This window comes from Rhizobium sp. LjRoot30 (assembly GCF_964253915.1).
Classification (GTDB): Bacteria; Pseudomonadota; Alphaproteobacteria; order Rhizobiales; family Rhizobiaceae; genus Metarhizobium.
The window spans coordinates 120,984-134,789 of sequence record NZ_CAXUSG020000001.1 but is presented as its reverse complement, the minus strand read 5'-3'; the positions used below and the strand labels follow the sequence as shown (position 1 = coordinate 134,789).

Below are 13,806 nucleotides of genomic sequence, written 5' to 3'. Positions count from 1 at the left end.
CCCAAGCTTGCGGCGCTGGATTGCGCTTCGTGCCGCGCTAATTTGAAGCGCATGAGAACAATCGCGACCCATGCCCTCTTCATCGCCGCAGCACTCGGCGGCGGCCTCCTCATCGGTTCCATCTTCCTGCCCGGCGAATGGTACCAATCGCTGGCAAAGCCATTTTTCACGCCACCGAACTGGCTGTTTGCGCCGGCCTGGTCGATCCTCTACGTGCTGATCGGCATTGCCGGCGCCCGCACCTTCCTGCGGGAAAGGGCATCCCCGCCGATGGCGCTCTGGCTTTCTCAGATGATCCTGAACTTCCTCTGGTCGCCGGTCTTCTTCGGTGCCCAACGGCCGGCGCTGGGTCTCGGCATTATCATCCTGCTTTTGCTATCCATCCTTCTTTTCATCGTCCGCCGCTGGCGTCTCGACCGCGTTTCGGCCCTGCTTTTCGTGCCCTATGCACTGTGGGTAGGTTTTGCGACACTCCTGAACGCATCCATCGTTTATTTGAACTGATTTCACAATTCGACCGCTTGTCCTGACATCGGCCGCATGCCAATTTCGCACGTGCGAAGGGGACGGGGGTTCGGTGATTCACGGCGATTTTCAACAGCGGATTCGCAACAGTTTTGCGCGGCAACGCGCCATGGAGACGATCGGGGCGGAACTGACCCGCGTCGAACACGGCTCCGTGGAGATCGAGCTGAATTTCGATCCGAAACTGACGCAGCAGCACGGTTTCCTGCATGCCGGGGTGATTTCCGCGGCACTCGATTCCGCCTGCGGTTATGCCGCCTACAGCGTCATCGATCCGGATGCCTCGATCCTGACCATCGAATTCAAGGTCAACCTCATGTCGCCGGGCCGCGGGGAACGTTTCCTGTTTCGCGGCGACGTCACCAAACCCGGCTCGACCATCATCGTCGCCGATGGCCGAGCTTATGCGATCAGCGACGGACCAGCCAAATTGATCGCCTCGATGACCGGAACGATGATGGTCATCCGCGGGCGCGAGGGGATAACGGGATGAAGTTCGAACTGAAGGAAGTGTCGGGGAAATCGATCCTGTTCGTCATGGCGGCGAATGCGGAATACGGGCCGTTCCTGAAATCGCGCATTTCGCCGCTGATGACCGGCGTCGGCCCGGTGGAAGCGGCGATCATGCTGACCAGGGCGCTCGCGGCGCTGGAGGCCAGCGACGACCTGCCGAACCTGGTCGTTTCGCTCGGCTCGGCCGGCTCGCCGAAACTGACGCAGACCGATGTCTACCAGGTGACATCCGTCTCCTACCGCGACATGGACGCCTCGCCGCTCGGCTTCGAGCGCGGCCAGACGCCGTTTCTCGACCTGCCGGCCGTGCTGGAAATGCCGCTGCGCATCCCCGGCATCCCCGAGGCGACGCTCTCCACCGGCGCCAATATCGTGTCGGGCGCCACCTATGAGACGATCAATGCCGACATGGTCGACATGGAGACCTATGCGGTGCTGCGCGCCTGCCAGCTCTACCGGCTGCCGCTGATCGGCCTGCGCGGCATTTCCGACGGCAAGGAAGAGCTGACCCACATCGGCAGTTGGACGGAGTACCTGCATATCGTCGACCGCAAGCTCTCCTATGCCGTCGACAGCCTGTTCACGGCGCTGGAAGACGGCGTTTTCTGGTTCTGAGCAGTTCCAGCAAAAGTGCCGTGCGGTTTTGCCTCCGGGATGCGGGAAAACAGGTGGCGAAACACCGTTTTTTCGGCACAATCAGGACAATATAAATCCGTTCCGGCGATTGCATGCCGTGGTACTTTTCTTTAAAGGCTCGCCATGACCCAGACAGCACCGTCCGACACCGTCCTCATCATCGATTTTGGCAGCCAGGTCACGCAGCTCATTGCCCGGCGCGTGCGCGAAACCGGCGTTTATTGCGAAATCGTGCCGTTCCAATCCGCCGAAGAAGGTTTCGCCCGGCTCAAGCCGAAGGCGATTATCCTGTCCGGCAGCCCGGCCTCGACGGTCGACGAAGGTTCGCCGCGGGCGCCGCAGGCGATCTTCGACAGCGGCCTGCCGATCTTCGGCATCTGCTACGGCCAGCAGACCATGTGCATGCAGCTCGGCGGCAAGGTGGAAAGCGGCCATCACCGCGAATTCGGTCGCGCCTTCCTGGACGTCGAGAAGGATTGCGCCCTGTTCGACGGCGTCTGGTCGCTCGGTTCGCGCCATCAGGTGTGGATGAGCCACGGCGACCGCGTCACCGCATTGCCGGAAGGTTTTGAAGTCGTCGCCACGTCGCCGAACGCGCCTTATGCCTTCATCGCCAACGAGGCGAAGAAATATTACGCCGTGCAGTTCCACCCGGAAGTGGTGCATACGCCCGATGGCGCCAAGCTGATTGCCAACTTCGTACACAATATCGCCGGCCTCAAGGGCGACTGGACGATGTCGGCCTACCGGGCCCGCGCCGTCGAGGCGATCCGCAACCAGGTCGGCAACAAGCGGGTGATCTGCGCCCTGTCCGGCGGTGTCGACAGTTCCGTCGCAGCCCTTTTGATCCACGAGGCCGTTGGCGAACAGCTGACCTGCATCCTCGTCGACCACGGCCTGATGCGCAAGAACGAGGCGGCCGATGTCGTCGCCATGTTCCGCGAGCACTATAATCTGCACCTGCTGCACGTCGATGCCTCCGACCGCTTCATCTCGGCGCTGGAAGGCGAAAGCGACCCCGAAACCAAGCGCAAGACCATCGGCCGCCTGTTCATCGAGGTGTTCGAGGAAGAGGCGAAGAAGCTCGGCGGCGCTGAATTCCTGGCGCAGGGCACGCTGTATCCGGACGTGATCGAAAGCGTCTCCTTCACCGGCGGCCCTTCGGTCACCATCAAGAGCCACCACAATGTCGGCGGCCTGCCGGATCGCATGAACATGCAGTTGGTCGAACCGCTGCGCGAGCTGTTCAAGGACGAGGTGCGCGTGCTCGGCCGCGAACTCGGCCTGCCCGACAGCTTTATCGGCCGCCATCCCTTCCCGGGTCCAGGCCTCGCCATTCGCTGCCCCGGCGGCATTACCCGCGACAAGCTGGAGATTCTGCGCGAGGCGGATGCGATCTATCTCGACGAAATCCGCAAGGCCGGCCTCTACGACGCCATCTGGCAGGCCTTTGCCGTGCTCCTGCCGGTGCAGACCGTCGGCGTCATGGGCGACGGCCGCACCTACGAATTCGTCTGCGCCCTCCGCGCCGTCACCTCGGTGGACGGCATGACGGCGGATTTCTACCACTACGACATGGAATTTTTAGGTCGCGCCGCCACCCGCATCATCAACGAGGTGCGTGGCATCAACCGCGTCGTCTACGACGTGACCTCGAAGCCGCCGGGCACCATCGAGTGGGAATGAGCAAGGCATCGCCTGCGATTGCACGCTATTGGTCTCCGTGAACGACTGAGACCAAAAGGATAGAGCGTTTTCGCGTTTCTGAGAAAGGCGGAAACGCTCTGAGCTACGGCGCACGGGTGACGGTGATTATTCGGATTTGCGTCTTGTCGAGACCGCGGCCCATGGCACGCACGACAGTGACAGACTTCTCGGTGATCTGGCGCGTCATGCCGTCCTCGACCTCATACATCACGCGCTCGTCGAGAGAGACCTCCATCTGCCTGACGATGCTCTCGATCTGGGCAGGGGTTGCCTTGTCGCTTGTATTTGCCATTACCCGTGCGGTCAGGGATCGAACGATGGCATTCACCGAGTCTGGATCATAGACCGTCGTGTTGGTAAAAATGCGCCGCCCACGATCCGGGTCTGCTTCGAGGAACTGGAAGGTGGAGCTGGTTTTCAGTGTGCCGCCGCCCAGCGGGCTGGTTGTGGTATCCGAGGAATGCCTGGTTTCACCGAGCGCCATGCCGGTGTTTTGCGCCATGGCAAGCTGCGGAAGGTCGTCCAGATAGGATTGGGCGGCCGATGCGGGATCGGCGAAAATGAAGCCGGACATGATCTGATTGAGCACCGCCACGGTTTCGGGCTTGTCCTTGAACGGCGCGGTGATCCGGTCGGCCGCGGCGAGCAAGGCGGCCTTGGCTTCCTCGAGATTGTCGACGCGAACCGGCTTGCCGCTCAGGTCAGTGGTCGCTCGAACCGGAATATTGTCGAGCGCCTGCGTTGCCGAACGAATGAGCGGCAATCGTGAATCGTCGCCCTCTCCCGTGGTGCCACGCCGGATATAGGTGATGCGGAAGCCATCCGGCGTTTTTTCATCGATGGTCAGTTCGGCGCGGGACACGATCTTCAAGGTGCGGCTTCCATCCGACCTTGTCTCGATGGTGTCGCGCCTCGTCTCAATGATCCAGCGGCTTCCCACCGGCGGATCGAAAAGCGGCTCTGCAGCCTCGGCCTGCCTCCCCTGCGCAAAGTGCAACATCAAAAGGGTGACAAAGGCGAGCCCGATGGATCGCACACACGATAGATATGAGATAGTCAGTCGGCGCATGCGATCCTCCAGGGTTGGCTATGGAGTGAAATCGACGGAACGCACGGATCGAGTCGGACTATCTCCCGCGTTCCTCACCCAACGATCGTTCCCGAAAGTTCGGGTTTTGAGATTATTCCGAAAAATGCAATGATTTCAAACCGCGCCGCTTTGACGAACTGGCCGACGTCAGGCTTGCATCAAGGGTATTTTTAACGATGTTATTTCAACACGTTAAATCCATCCATCGATAATATTGGGGAATAATGGCTTCCATTCGGCCAGAGCAGTATAGGCCCTGCGCCTCCCTGAGACAGAGCGGCCAACCTACCGGAAATACGTTGCGATGCGCTGGCCGTCGATCATGTGGATGGCAAACGACGTACCGTAGATGGCTTCGAGCACCTCGGCGCGAACGATCTCTTCCGGGCTTCCCTGCTCGGCGACACGGCCGCCTTTCATGGCGATGATGCGGTCGGAATGGCAGGAGGCGAAATTGATGTCGTGCAGCACCACGACGACGGTCTTGCCGAGATCTTCCGCCGCGCGGCGCAACAGGCGCATCATCGTCACCGCATGTTTGATGTCGAGATTGTTGAGCGGTTCGTCGAACAGCATGTAATCGGTATCCTGGCAGAGCACCATGGCGACGAAAGCGCGTTGGCGCTGGCCGCCGGACAGCTCGTCGAGGAACCTTCCCTTCAGCTCTTCGAGGTCGAGATAGGCGAGCGCCTGGTCGATATGGCGGCCGTCATCCACCGTCAGCCGGCCCTTGTTGTGGGGATAGCGGCCGAAGGCGACGAGATCGCGCACCGTCAGCCGCGCGGTCATGTTGTTGTCCTGCCGCAGGATCGACAGGCGTCGCGCCAGCACATCGCCGGGCGTCTTCGTGACGTCCAGTCCGTCCACCGTCACCGTTCCGGCATCCATGCCGATCAGACGGCTGATCATCGACAGCAGGGTGGATTTTCCCGCGCCGTTCGGGCCGATGATCGAGGTGAGGCCGCCGGAAGCCAGTGTCAGGCTGACGCCGTCGACGACAAGCGTGTTGCCATAACGTTTCGAGACGTTGTCGATGCGGATCATCTGGCCGCTCCCCGGATCAGCAGAAGGATGAAGAACAGGCCGCCGACAAATTCGATGACGATGCCGAGTGCCGTGTCGAAGGCGAAGATGCGTTCGAGCACGATCTGGCCGCCGACCAGCGCGATCATGGCGAACAGCACGGCGGCCGGCAAAACATGGCGGTGCCGGCTGTCCGGCATCACCTCGTAGGCAAGGTTTGCGACCAGCAGGCCGAAGAAGGTGACCGGGCCGACCAGCGCCGTCGAGGCCGAAACGAGCACGGCGACGACGACGAGGATGATCGTCGTGACGCGGCGATGCGCGACGCCGAGCCCGATCGCCATCTCGCGGCCGAGCGACAGCACGTCGAACGTATGGGCGACGCGCCAGGCGACGAGCATGGCAACGGCGATCATCAGCGCGGCGATGCCGAGAAGGTCGCTTTCCACCGTGTTGAAGCTGGCGAACAGACGGTCCTGCAACACGATGAAATCATTGGGATCGATGATCCGCTGCATGAATTGCGACAGGCTGCGGAACAAGACGCCGAAGATGATGCCGACAAGCAGAAGCTGGTGCAGGCTGCGCCCGGCGCCGGAAAACAGCCAGCGATACAGCACGCAGGAAAACGCGATCATCGCGCCGCACTCCACCAGGAACATCAGCCGCGGATCGGCAGACGAGACCCGCGCTGCGCCGAACGCCAGGATGAACCCCGTCTGGATCAGCGCGTAAAGCGCGTCGAAACCCATGATCGACGGCGTCAGGATGCGGTTGTTGGTGATCGTCTGGAACAGCACGGTGGAAACGGCGATGGAAAAGGCGACGAGCAGCATGGCGGCAAGCTTCTTGCCGCGGAAAGGCAGGATGAAACTCCAGCTGCCCTTGGCGCCGAGCGTCATGAACAGGACGCAGGCCACCAGCGCGATGGCGCCGGCCACCAGCAGGATTCCAAGCGGCGGCATCTGCCGCTTCGTCTCAGGCGACACCGGCTTGCCTCCTCAAGACGAGATAAAGGAAGAAGGCGCTGCCGACGGCGCCAAGCACAGTGCCGACCGGGATTTCGAACGGTGCGATGACCACCCGGCCAACGATATCGCAGGCAAGCACCAGACCCGAGCCGCACAAGGCCACCCAGGGCAAGGATTTTCGCAGGCTGTCGCCGGTCACCATGCTGACGATGTTGGGTACGATCAGGCCGACGAAGGGCACCATGCCGACGGTGACGACGACGCAGGCGGTGACCACGGAAATGATGACGAGGCCGAACGCCGTCACGCGGCGGTAGTTGAGCCCGAGATTGGTGGCGAACTCCTCACCCATGCCGATGACGGTGAACCGGTCGGCGGCGACATAGGCAAGCAAGGTCAGGAACAACGAAACCCAGAGCAATTCGTAGCGGCCGCGCAGCACGGCGGAAAAGTCGCCGGTAGTCCAGCTGGCCAGCGATTGCAGCATGTCATAGCGATAGGCGAAGAAGGTGGTGCCGGCATCGACGACGCCGCCGAGCATGATGCCGATGAGCGGTACCATCAGCGGCGAGCGCAACGGGATTTTCCGGAGGACGAGCAGGAAGATGGCGGTGCCGGCCAGCGCAAAGCCGGTGGATACCAGCATGCGAACATAGACCGGCAGCCCGGGCGCCAGCAGGAGAATGAAGAGCATGCCGAGACTTGCCCATTCGACCGTGCCCGCCGTGGAGGGCTCGACGAACCGATTGCGCGCCAGCATCTGCATGATGGTACCGGACACAGCCATGCCGGCACCGGCGAAAATCAGCGCCAGAAGGCGCGGAATGCGGCTTTCGAACAGCACCAGCATCGCGGTTCTGTCGCCCGACCAGAGAGTGGCCAGAGACACGTCGCTGACGCCGACGAAAAGGCTCGTCACAGCCAGCACGACGAGAAACAGCAATGCGAGGAAGAACTTGAACGACAGCATCGTGACGGCGACATGTGTGGAACGGCAAACGGCCAGAATGGCCGTCCGGCCCCATCAGCCCTTGTTCAGCGCCGATGTCAATCGGTTCGCGGCATTCTGTCGGGGCGGCAAGGCGGCCGTGGAGCCCCGATGCCGGGATCGCGTGACCGGCCGCCGGCCATTCGCTTTGCTTGCACCGGTCAATCGTTGACGAGCTGCAGGATGAGGTTGTGGACGTTGCCGCCGGGACTGAGTTCGACGCGGTCGAAATCACGGCCTTCCTGGCGTTGCGCCTGGGACAGTCCGCCGAGCCGCGTGTTCATCTCATCCTTGATCTTGCGGCATTTGGGATCGTCGGGAACGGTCAGGCCGATGGTGGCGGCTTCGATCTTGTGCACCATCGCCTTGATGGTGTCTCCGTGGACGCGCTCATGGGCGGCGACACCGTCGATGAAAATCTCCCATCTCTGGCGCAGCCCCTCCGGCAAACGGCCGGCCACCTTCGGCAGTGTATAGGTGATGATCAGCTTCGGCCTCGCCGTGGCAAGCACGCAGGCATTATCGCGCGTTTCGTATTTCCGCGTCCATGTCAGCTTGAAGGTGGTGTGGGCGATGACACGCCCGCCGACGCCGACATTCGGGCCGCGCTCGCCGATCGACTGATACAGTGCTGCGCCGGTTTGCCCCGATATCGAATAGGTCTTCACCTGTTCCACCGCCTGCCATTCGGCCTGCGCAGCATTGGGCAACAGCATCAGAAAAGGCACAAGCAGACCATGCAGGCTTATTTTCACGTGAATCCTCGGGACATCATCAAGATTGCGGCAAACCTAAAGGGCGGGCGGCCCACTTTCAATCAAGGTGACGCGGTATTTCGTGAGAAAATGTTCACTTTTTGTTCTTTATGTCTATCCGGAAGCGGTTATGATCGGTTCTTTCTCAGGGAGGTCACGCGTCATGCCCAGGAAATCCAGCCCCCGATCCGCCGCAGGACAGCAGGAGATGTTTTTGCCAGGTGCCGGCAAGCGGAAGCCGCCGCCGCACCTGCCTGACAAGACCGGTCTGCAACGGATCTTCGTTGCCCTGATGCCGGGCATGCAGGCTGCCGCCAGGGCTTACGCCATCGCCGAAACGATGAGCCATCAACAACGCCTTGCGGCCAGTCTGCGGCCGCTGCACATTCTTCACAGTACTCTCTGCTTCATCGGTGATTATCCGAAGACACCGTATCCGGTACTCTTTGCCGCCAGCGAGGCCCTATCCAGACTTGATGCCCCGGATTTTGAGGTCAGGCTCGACCATACGGTCGATTTTCGTGTCAAGAATCGGCAGAGAGCATTGGTGCTGTGCAGCAACCACCCGAATGATGCCTTGTCGTTTTCGCAGCGACAGGTGGTGGAGGTGCTTTCGGAAGCCGGGGTGATCTCCTCGAAGCCGGGTGGCTTCACACCGCACATGACCTTATTTTATCACCAGCGGCAAACGCCGATCGAGACGCGGCGGCTGGACGAACCGATCGTCTGGAGAGCCGGTGGCTTTCGCCTGATCGAAAGCTTTTACGGCCAGACGCGGTATGTCAATCACGGTGACTGGCCGCTATCGCTGGACCATGACTGACACCGAGAGGCTGGCCAGATCGGCCGACGTGACGTTCGGCGGTCGTTTGGCCGCCGAACGTCGCTCCTCAATTTATGCGCCGGCCTTGTCGAGCAAGGCAATCGCGTCTGCCGGAAGCGTCAGGGTGGCCGCCTTTACCAGGCTTTCGAGCTGCGGCAGGCTGGTGGCGCTGGCGATCGGTGCTGTCACCGCCGGCTTGGCCATCAGCCAGGCAAGCGCGATTTCCGCATGTTTTGCGCCGGTTTCGGCGGCGATTTCATCGAGAGCCGCCAGGATACGCAGGCCCTTGTCGTCGAGGTATTTCTCGACGTCGCTGCCGCGTGCCTTGCCGGCCGTATCGTCCTTCGTCCGGTATTTGCCGCTGAGGAAACCGGAGGCCAGGCTGAAATAGGTGATGACGCCGATTTCTTCTGCCTGGCAGAGGTCGGCTAGCGCACCCTCGAAGCCGCCGCGGTCGTAGAGATTGTATTCCGGCTGCAGCACGTCGTAACGCCCCAGGCCGTTTTTCGCAGCCGCATCGAGTGACGCCTGCAATTGCCCGGCATCGAGGTTGGAGCCGCCGATGGCGCGGATCTTGCCCTGTTCCTTCAGCTTCGTATGGGCGGCCAGCGTTTCTTCGTAAGGCACCGAGGCATCCGGCCAGTGCGACAAATAGAGGTCGATGTAATCCGTCTGCAGGCGCTTCAGCGAATCCTCGACGGCCTGCACGATCCATTTCTGCGACAGGCCCTTGCGGCCTTCGCCGAGATCGGAACCAACCTTGGTGATAATGATCGCCTTGTCGCGCGAAACCGCGCCGCTCTTCAGCCACTTGCCGATGATGGTTTCCGATTCGCCGCCCTTGTTGCCCGGTGCCCAGGACGAGTAGACATCCGCCGTGTCGACCGTGTTGAGGCCGGCATCGAAGAAACCGGAAAGCAGGTCGAAAGACGTCTTTTCGTCGGCCGTCCAGCCGAAAACATTGCCGCCGAACACCAGCGGGGCGATCTTGAGGCCGGTTCGCCCAAGGGGACGCAAATTCATGATGAAAACTCCAGGATGAGAACGGACTGAAAGACCCGGCAACACCGGGCAGCGCAGACTAGCGGCGCTTTTTGCCAAATGCCATTCTCATTCCCGTGAAAGCATTTGGCCTGTGAAAGCATTTGGCCCGAAAGCATTTGGCCCGCGAAAGCGATGTCGATCGCTGGCCGCCATTGCATCACCCCCTGCCCCTGCCTATGGTGCGGCCAAAGACCAGCCAGGGAGATGAAAACATGCTGCGCTTCGGAATTCTGTCCACCGCCAAGATCGGCCGCGAACTCGTGGTGCCTGCCATCCAGGACGCCGAAAACTGCGTGGTGACCGCCATTGCCAGCCGCGACCTTGCAAGGGCGCGCGAAATGGCTGACCGCTTTTCCGTGCCGCATGCCTTCGGTTCCTACGAAGAAATGCTCGCCTCCGACACGATCGACGCCGTCTACATTCCGCTGCCGACCTCGCAGCATGTCGAGTGGTCGGTCAAGGCGGCGGATGCCGGCAAGCATGTGCTGGTGGAAAAGCCGCTGGCGCTGAATGCCGATGAGATCGACGTGCTGATCGAAGCCCGCAACCGCAACAACGTGCTGGTGACGGAAGCCTATATGGTGACCTACGCGCCGGTATGGCTGAAGGTGCGTGAACTGATCAAGGACGGCGCAATTGGCGCGCTGAAGCATGTGCAGGGCGCGTTCACCTATTTCAACCGCGATCCCGGCAACATGCGCAACGTGCCCTCACTCGGCGGCGGTGGCCTGCCCGATATTGGCGTCTACCCGACGATCAGCACCCGTTTCGTCACCGGCAAGGAGCCGAAGCGCATCCAGGCCGTCACCGAGCGCGACCCGGAATTCGGCACCGACATCTATTCCAGCGTCAAGGCGGATTTCGGCGATTTCGAGCTGACCTTCTATATCTCCACCCAGCTGGCGCATCGCCAGGTGATGGTGTTCCACGGCACCGAGGGTTACATCGAGGTGAAGTCGCCGTTCAACGCCGACCGTTATGGCGCCGAAGAAATCGAACTCACCAACCGCAACCACAACGAATCCCGCGTCTTCCGCTTCCAAGACAGCCGGCAATACAAGTGCGAGGCGGAAGCTTTTGCCCGCGCGGCCGGCGGCGAGGATCAGGAAGTGGTGACGCTCGAAAGCTCGAAGCTGAACCAGAAGGTCATCGACGCCATTTACCGCGCCAGCGAGAAGGATGGCTGGGAGACGGTTTGAGCCGTCTTAACTCCGGCTGACGAAGCGGACGTAACCGAACAGCGCAAAGGCGACGGCGGCCAGCGACGACAGGAGGCGCGCCGTCACAGGCTGTATATCCGGTGAACCGAAGACCAGGGCGGCGAACAGGCCGTAGCCGAACAGCGCCGTCAGCAGCAGGAGATAGCGCGCTCTTCTTCCGGCGGCGATGACCCACATCGCCGCCATGGCGGCGGCAAGCGCGGCAAGGCCGGGCAGAAACGCCGTGCCACCGCTTCCCGCATGCAGCAGATGCAGCACCAGCGCCTCAAGCAGGAAACCGGCGATCAGCGCGAAGATGAAACGGGCAAGGCGCATCAGGCGTTGATCGCGATCATGCCGGCGACGATCAGCACGGCGCCGAAGGCATAACGCAAGGTCACGGCCTCGCCCAAGAAGACCTGCGCCAAAAGCGGTACGAAGCAGAATGTCAGCCCCATGAAGGAATAGGCAATCGTCAGCGGCACCGATTTCAGCACGTAGATCCAGACCAGCGTGCCGAAGCCGTAGAGCGCCAGGGCGGCGAGCAGCAGCGGGTTGAATGCCAGCTGCATGAGACTGCGTGCGCTGAAATCGCCGGCAGACGCGCTGGTCAGTTTGAACAGCACCTGCCCGGCCGCAATCAGCAGCGGCGTGCCCAGAAGCCCGACCCATGTGGCGAGAGGAAGGGAGGAGAACATCGGCCGCTCCTCAATCCCGGTCTTCACGGTAAAAAATATCGCGGCCGATATCGATGCATTCGTGGATCGCCGGCACCGGATGGACGGCGCGCAGGAAGGAATGCGTGTAGGGAAAAAAGTTGAAGTGCGGATTGAAGGTGTAGCGGTATTCCCGCTCCCGCGGCACGACGATGATCAGCCGCCGACGGGCAATGCGCCGCAATTCGGCAATTGCCTGCCTGTAATCCAAGAGGTGCTCGATGACATGGGTGCAGACCACCGTGTCGAACTCGCCGTCGGCAAAGGGCAGGGCCTCGATCTTGGCGGCAACATATTCGATGCCCGGCAAGGCCGCCGCGTCCTCGACGACAAAATCGACGCCGGTCAGGCGCGAAAGCTGCGGATGCGCCGCCTGGATGTGGCTGAGCAGTGCACCAGTGCCGCAGCCGACATCGCACAGGCTGTCGCCAACCACGGAGGCATTGATACGGCGGATGGTGGCGGCGGAATTGTCGGTGCCCTGGTGCACACGCGGATGGTTTCGATAGAGCGTTTCGTATTCGGCCTCGGTCAGGAAGGGTGCGCGTTCGCGAAAACGGGCGAGATGATTGATGTGGTCACCCCAGGCGAGGCGCGCCATCCAGCGAAAGGCAGCGGAATCACGCAGGATCGGCGGCATGACGTCTTCGATGACGAAGCGGATGCGGTTGGTGGTTTCCCGGTTCATGGTCGCGCTCCACGGCCGCTCATGCCGCCCTCACCGTTTCGTCGGCTACGGGTTCCGCAGCGGCGGCGGGCCGCAACCGGCCGACCGGCAGGCTCATATAGTGGATGCGCATCTGCTCCGCCCGGCCCCTGGCGACGGAATCGAGGATGGTGCCGGCGGTGAACATCATGAAGGAAATCATCATCAACGCCATGGACAGAACCCATGTCGGCTGACGGTTCACCAGGCCGGTGGCGAAATATTCGAGCAGCACCGGCGTCATGAACACGGTGCTCGTCGCCATGAAGGCGACACTGAGCGCGCCGAAGAAGGCGAAGGGCCGCGTCTCCTTCATCAGCATCGCAAACATCCAAAGGATCTTGGCGCCGTCCTTGAAGGTCGAGAGCTTCGAATGCGAGCCCTCCGGCCGGCGGCCGTAATCGAGTTCCAGCTCGCTCACCGGCAGTTTCAGCCGCGAGGCATGCACCGACATTTCCGTTTCGATCTCGAAACCGGCGGAAACGGCCGGGAAACTCTTGACGAACCGGCGCGAGAAAGCGCGGTAACCAGAGAAGATATCTGTGAAATCGCTGCCGAAGATCATGCGGTAGAGGCGGTTGAACAGCCGGTTGCCGATGGCATGGCCCTGGCGTCCGGCATCGGCATGCACGCCGCGGCGGGTACCGACCACCATGTCGGCGCGCTCGGTCAAAAGCGTGCGGATCAGGTCTTCGGCATCGTCGGGCGAATAGGTGCCGTCGCCATCGGCCATCAGGTAGACGTCGGCCTCGATGTCAGCGAACATGCGGCGCACGACATTGCCCTTGCCCTGGCGCCGCTCGCGCACCACCGTGGCGCCGGCCAGCATCGCCTGTAGCGCCGTACCGTCGACGGAATTGTTGTCGTAGACATAGATGCGCGCGTCCGGCAGCGCCTCGCGAAAGCCGCGCACGACGGCGGCGATGGTGCCCGCCTCGTTGTAACAGGGCAGCAGAACCGCGATATCCAGGGCACCGGCGTCAGCAACAACCATGATTTCTACCTGCAACTCAAGAAAACCATCGGCAAACTGCGCGCGACGTCTGGATTTTACTATTTCTTGAGAAGGTTAAGGCATGGTTTCCGTCACCTTCTTGCATTGCGTTAAAG

16 protein-coding genes are annotated in these 13,806 nt (G+C 61.6%); 6 read left to right on the top strand and 10 right to left on the bottom strand.

The window, feature by feature from the left end:
* The first annotated feature begins 51 nt into the window (after nt 1-51).
* The 4 genes from ACSQ3I_RS00670 (at nt 52) to guaA (ending at nt 3,360) form a co-directional block, all read left to right on the top strand.
* Nucleotides 52-504 (top strand): TspO/MBR family protein, encoded by a 453-nt coding sequence (locus ACSQ3I_RS00670; protein ID WP_435995322.1) that lies wholly within the window; start codon nt 52-54, stop codon nt 502-504.
* A gap of 130 nt (nt 505-634) precedes the next feature.
* The gene (locus ACSQ3I_RS00665; RefSeq protein ID WP_435995320.1) at nt 635-1,018 is read left to right on the top strand and encodes a PaaI family thioesterase; all 384 of its coding nucleotides are present in this window, start codon (nt 635-637) and stop codon (nt 1,016-1,018) included.
* Nucleotides 1,015-1,653, top strand: a complete 639-nt coding sequence (locus ACSQ3I_RS00660) for a 5'-methylthioadenosine/S-adenosylhomocysteine nucleosidase (RefSeq protein WP_435995318.1) — start codon at nt 1,015-1,017, stop codon at nt 1,651-1,653. Before ACSQ3I_RS00665 ends, ACSQ3I_RS00660 begins: the two co-directional genes overlap by 4 nt.
* Before the next feature lie 144 nt (nt 1,654-1,797).
* Nucleotides 1,798-3,360 carry a glutamine-hydrolyzing GMP synthase gene (gene guaA, locus ACSQ3I_RS00655; RefSeq protein ID WP_435995316.1) on the top strand — a complete coding sequence of 521 codons (1,563 nt, stop codon included), beginning with the start codon at nt 1,798-1,800 and terminating at the stop codon, nt 3,358-3,360.
* A gap of 103 nt (nt 3,361-3,463) precedes the next feature.
* Here the strand turns inward: guaA and ACSQ3I_RS00650 are convergent, their stop codons facing one another.
* From ACSQ3I_RS00650 to ACSQ3I_RS00630, 5 genes are all read right to left on the bottom strand, one after another.
* Entirely contained in the window at nt 3,464-4,252 is a 789-nt protein-coding gene (locus tag ACSQ3I_RS00650; RefSeq protein WP_435995314.1) for a hypothetical protein, read from the bottom strand.
* Between the two features lie 504 nt (nt 4,253-4,756).
* Nucleotides 4,757-5,515 (bottom strand): iron ABC transporter ATP-binding protein, encoded by a 759-nt coding sequence (locus tag ACSQ3I_RS00645; RefSeq protein WP_435995312.1) that lies wholly within the window; start codon nt 5,513-5,515, stop codon nt 4,757-4,759.
* Entirely contained in the window at nt 5,512-6,459 is a 948-nt protein-coding gene (locus ACSQ3I_RS00640; RefSeq protein WP_435996224.1) for an iron chelate uptake ABC transporter family permease subunit, read from the bottom strand. The genes ACSQ3I_RS00645 and ACSQ3I_RS00640 overlap by 4 nt, the downstream gene beginning before the upstream one ends.
* A 13-nt stretch (nt 6,460-6,472) precedes the next feature.
* A complete protein-coding gene (locus ACSQ3I_RS00635; protein ID WP_435995310.1) occupies nt 6,473-7,435 on the bottom strand; it encodes an ABC transporter permease in 963 nt (320 codons plus the stop codon).
* A gap of 179 nt (nt 7,436-7,614) precedes the next feature.
* On the bottom strand, nt 7,615-8,169 hold the full coding sequence (locus ACSQ3I_RS00630) for a DUF922 domain-containing Zn-dependent protease (RefSeq protein ID WP_435996222.1): 555 nt from the start codon (nt 8,167-8,169) through the stop codon (nt 7,615-7,617).
* Between the two features lie 169 nt (nt 8,170-8,338).
* Between ACSQ3I_RS00630 and ACSQ3I_RS00625 the strand changes: the two genes are divergently transcribed.
* On the top strand, nt 8,339-9,031 hold the full coding sequence (locus ACSQ3I_RS00625; RefSeq protein WP_435995308.1) for a 2'-5' RNA ligase family protein: 693 nt from the start codon (nt 8,339-8,341) through the stop codon (nt 9,029-9,031).
* Between the two features lie 72 nt (nt 9,032-9,103).
* Here ACSQ3I_RS00625 and ACSQ3I_RS00620 read toward each other — a convergent pair whose 3' ends face one another.
* Nucleotides 9,104-10,054, bottom strand: a complete 951-nt coding sequence (locus tag ACSQ3I_RS00620; RefSeq protein WP_435995306.1) for an aldo/keto reductase — start codon at nt 10,052-10,054, stop codon at nt 9,104-9,106.
* Nucleotides 10,055-10,287: 233 nt separating this feature from the next.
* On the opposite strand from ACSQ3I_RS00620, the gene ACSQ3I_RS00615 reads away from it, so the two are divergent.
* Nucleotides 10,288-11,274 carry a Gfo/Idh/MocA family protein gene (locus tag ACSQ3I_RS00615; RefSeq protein ID WP_435995304.1) on the top strand — a complete coding sequence of 329 codons (987 nt, stop codon included), beginning with the start codon at nt 10,288-10,290 and terminating at the stop codon, nt 11,272-11,274.
* Between the two features lie 6 nt (nt 11,275-11,280).
* On the opposite strand, the gene ACSQ3I_RS00610 is transcribed toward ACSQ3I_RS00615, so the two are convergent.
* The 4 genes from ACSQ3I_RS00610 to ACSQ3I_RS00595 are packed head-to-tail and all read right to left on the bottom strand — an operon-like array spanning nt 11,281 to nt 13,690.
* On the bottom strand, nt 11,281-11,610 hold the full coding sequence (locus ACSQ3I_RS00610) for a hypothetical protein (protein WP_435995302.1): 330 nt from the start codon (nt 11,608-11,610) through the stop codon (nt 11,281-11,283).
* Entirely contained in the window at nt 11,610-11,972 is a 363-nt protein-coding gene (locus ACSQ3I_RS00605) for an EamA family transporter (protein ID WP_435995300.1), read from the bottom strand. The genes ACSQ3I_RS00610 and ACSQ3I_RS00605 overlap by 1 nt, the downstream gene beginning before the upstream one ends.
* A 10-nt stretch (nt 11,973-11,982) precedes the next feature.
* Nucleotides 11,983-12,678: a class I SAM-dependent methyltransferase gene (locus ACSQ3I_RS00600; protein WP_435995298.1), complete on the bottom strand. Its 696-nt coding sequence runs from the start codon at nt 12,676-12,678 to the stop codon at nt 11,983-11,985.
* 19 nt (nt 12,679-12,697) lie between these two features.
* Entirely contained in the window at nt 12,698-13,690 is a 993-nt protein-coding gene (locus tag ACSQ3I_RS00595; RefSeq protein ID WP_435995296.1) for a glycosyltransferase, read from the bottom strand.
* Between the last annotated feature and the right edge of the window lie 116 nt (nt 13,691-13,806).